The organism is Aurantimonas sp. A2-1-M11 (assembly GCF_036549475.1).
Taxonomy (GTDB): Bacteria; Pseudomonadota; Alphaproteobacteria; order Rhizobiales; family Rhizobiaceae; genus Aurantimonas.
This window is the reverse complement of the sequence record NZ_JAZHLI010000152.1, coordinates 1-3,313: the sequence shown is the minus strand read 5'-3', so window position 1 is coordinate 3,313 and position 3,313 is coordinate 1. Positions and strand designations below refer to the sequence as shown.

Annotated in this window: 3 protein-coding genes; 2 read left to right on the top strand and 1 reads right to left on the bottom strand. The window is 61.6% G+C overall.

The annotated features are described in order from the left end of the window. The first annotated feature begins 123 nt into the window (after nucleotides 1-123). Together VQ042_RS25055 and VQ042_RS25050 are read left to right on the top strand one after the other, a co-directional pair. Nucleotides 124-807 (top strand): BREX system Lon protease-like protein BrxL, encoded by a 684-nt coding sequence (locus VQ042_RS25055; protein ID WP_442880236.1) that lies wholly within the window; start codon nucleotides 124-126, stop codon nucleotides 805-807. After that, nucleotides 708-1,163: an MIT C-terminal domain-containing protein gene (locus VQ042_RS25050; protein WP_331822965.1), complete on the top strand. Its 456-nt coding sequence runs from the start codon at nucleotides 708-710 to the stop codon at nucleotides 1,161-1,163. The genes VQ042_RS25055 and VQ042_RS25050 overlap by 100 nt, the downstream gene beginning before the upstream one ends. 38 nt (nucleotides 1,164-1,201) lie before the next feature. Here the strand turns inward: VQ042_RS25050 and VQ042_RS25045 are convergent, their stop codons facing one another. Next, a complete protein-coding gene (locus tag VQ042_RS25045) occupies nucleotides 1,202-2,824 on the bottom strand; it encodes a hypothetical protein (RefSeq protein WP_331822963.1) in 1,623 nt (540 codons plus the stop codon). Between the last annotated feature and the right edge of the window lie 489 nt (nucleotides 2,825-3,313).

Genomic DNA, 3,313 nt, shown 5'->3' with positions numbered 1-3,313 from the left:
GCAACCTCCCGCCCGCCGAGGCGGAAGCCGCCTACTACGTCAAGCTTGAGGCCGTGCCGATAGCCGCGTAGGACTCAAACCAAATGGTCTCCGGGAAACCCGGGGCGGTTCAATAGCGCGTTCATCGATCGCCTGCATGCCTACCTGCCGGGCTGGGAAGTTGACGTGATTCGAGGCGAAATGTTCACCTCGGGCTACGGATTCATCGTCGACTATCTGGCCGAGATCCTGCGCCACTTGCGTTCGCAGGATTTTGCATTGCGCGTGAATCAACACTTCACCGTTGGCAAGAGCATTTCCACGCGGGATCGCGATGCGGTCTACAAAACATCCTCGGGGCTCCTGAAGCTGTTATTCCCTAACGGCGGAGAATCCGAGGCGGAGCTTGAGGAACTTCTCCATCTCTCGATGGAATGCCGCAAACGCGTGAAGGACCAGCTCTTCCGGATCGACAGCACCTATCCTGATGTCGATTTCCACTACGTCGGCGCGGATGGCCAGAAGCGCCGGGTCACAACCGTCGAGGAAGAGGAATTCCCGCAGTTCTATGGGGGCGGCCCCCATGCGCATCTGAAGCGGAAAAGACTACGGAAGCAGCAGGAGGGGACGATGCCGCCGTCCGCGCAGCACCGAACACAGCCCAAGCTCCTGAGAAGCCTACGGGACTGGAGGAAGGCCATGTTGTCTTTGCGGAGAACCGTAAAGGTATCAGCTACGAGAAACTCTTCGGTCCGTACCTCGACGGCGCGACACGGATCGTCGTCACCGATCCTTATATCCGGATCTTCTATCAGATCCGGAACATGATGGAGTTCGTCGAGATGGTCATCCGCCGCAAGCCGCCGGAAGATCAGATCGCCATTCATCTCGTGACGGGGCCGGATGAAGGGAACATCGCATCCCAAAGAGAACTCCTGGACTCCATCACTGAAGCGGCCGCAGGCACAGGTGTCGAATTTACCTGGGCTTTCGACGGAACCGGAACCGCTCACGCACGGGACATTGCGACAGACGCCGGGTGGAAAATCGTCCTCGACCGTGGGCTAGACATATTCCAACCGCCATTGAGGAAGGCGCAAGGATTTTTACTGGGCGATCGGCTGCAAGAACATCGCATGATCAAGAATTTTTACGTCACCTATGTTCGGGATGCGCACCGTTAGGGCGGAATTCACTGCGCATAGACCTTGAACGCAAATCCTCACGACTGCGACTCCTCGGCCTTCGACCGCCGCCCTCGCGTCCGTTTGCGTTTCGCCATGACATCGAACTGCAACCCGTGGAACATCGAGAAATCGATCTCCGGGTTCAGCGGCATCATGGAAAGCTGGCGGGCGCCCTTCTCGCTGAGAACCTGTCGGCCGTAGCCTTCGTGCTCGTCGCCGCCGATCGTGTGGCCGACCTGGAGACGCCGGATCCTCCCGTCGACCTTCTCCTCGCGCATCTCGTCGATGTTGCCGCCGCGCAGCGAGTGGAACACCTCGCCCGCCTTCTTCTGGAAACCCGCCTTCTGGAACAGGCGCTGCATGTAGGAGGACGCGCTCTTGGACGGATCGACCAGGCGCATGATCTCCGGGAACAGGAACGTCTCGCCCTGCGCCATAGCCCAGTCGATGAACCCGATTTCCTTCAGGAAGGGATGGAGCACGAAGTAGTCCGTGCTCGCGTCGGTCTTGTAGGGCACGCGCATCCACGCCTTGTCCCGAAGCACGATGCCGGAGGTCTCCGCCACGAAGACGCCACGGAACTTCTCCCGGACATCGCTCCCCTGAAGGTGGATGAGGAGCCCGAGGCGGCGCCCCGTCAAATGTCCCAGAAGCGGCAGCATCGCTTCGTCGAGAAGTCCGCTCTCGACCCCTGTCCGGAACAGCCGGGAAATCTTTTCCGCCGACAGCGGCTGCGCGCTGCGTTTCGGAGCAGCGGTTTCCGGGTAGCGGATCTTGGCGCCAGCGAAGGGATCGGCGTAGCCGAGTTCCGCCATTTTGTGCCGCATCATCGTCGCGATCGTTCCGACATAGCCTTCCCGGAACGTGGAAAGTCCGATCGGCTTCAGATGCAGGTCCCGATTGTTCTCGATGATCTGGCGCGCAGTCCAGTCGCCCCTCCGCTCCTTCTCCTCCGCGGGCCAGTAGGTCAGGAGATGGACGTAGGCCTGAAAATCTGCGGCGTTGTAGGTGTCGATCGGATGGTCGCCGATCAGCTCGATGAAGAGGTCACGGCGGAACCGCGCCGTGTTGATGTCTCTCCATTTGGAAGGCGAGGCAGTCTGCCGGGCGGTGAGATAGTCGTCCGAGACCTCGCTGAACGGCGGCATGTCCGAGGCTCGGCGCGGAACGACGCGGCGATCGAGCATGAAGGCCGGAATCGTCTTTCCGTCCAGGCCAACCTGACGCGGTTCGGTATGCCGGACCGATACGGGTGCGCGCGGTGGCTGCACCGGATCGACGGCAGGCGCAGGTGGCGCGGGGATCGACGGTGCCGGACCAGCGGTCGGAGCGGGAATCGTCGGGGCCGCATTCTCGACGGCCGTCAGGGCCGTGCCCGCGAACTGGTCGACGTACTTGCCCTTCAAGAGATCGACGTTCTCGACGACCACCGGATTGCCTTCCGGTCCCTTCTCGATCTCGCGGGCAATGCCGACCAGACCGCGCAGCCCGGTGAAGGCGGCGGTCTGATCTGGCGAAGGAACCGGAGCATCCTTGTCGACGATCCGATGCATGGCTTTCAAATAGCCACGCATCTCGATCGCAACCTCGCGCGCGTCCTCGCCCGAGAACAGCGGCTCGACGTGCGTCTCGTCGCCGGACTTGTCTTCGCCGCTCATGCGTCGTGCCTTGATGCGAGAGAACTCCGCGCGTGCGGCAGCCGCCAGGATGTCGGCGAGGCGCCGAGCGTCGCTCGCAGGACGTGCGCCGATGCCGATCCGGATCGGAGCCACGCTTCGGCCGCCACCGAGATCGATCGGCAACCGGATTTGGAACAGATAGCTCGTGCCGCACCGCACGAGATGGGGGCCCGGGCTGCGGGACGCGGCGTTCCGGCCTCGCCTGCCAGCGCCCCCTTCCAACGATACACCGCACGATACACCACGCTGTACACCACTCGATACACGGCTCATTGCGCCACCCTGGCTGGGCGCGCTGGTGGGCAGAACGCCGGAAAAACAGGGGTTTGGAAATTGGCGGAGTGTGATTTCTAAATGGTTCGCCCTGAAAAACCCTTGGATGCCCTGTGCTTCAGGGATTCCCATCGGGTTTGAAGTATTGGAGAATGCCGGAAACCGATCCTGACCCGATTGATTTCCGGTGTTTTT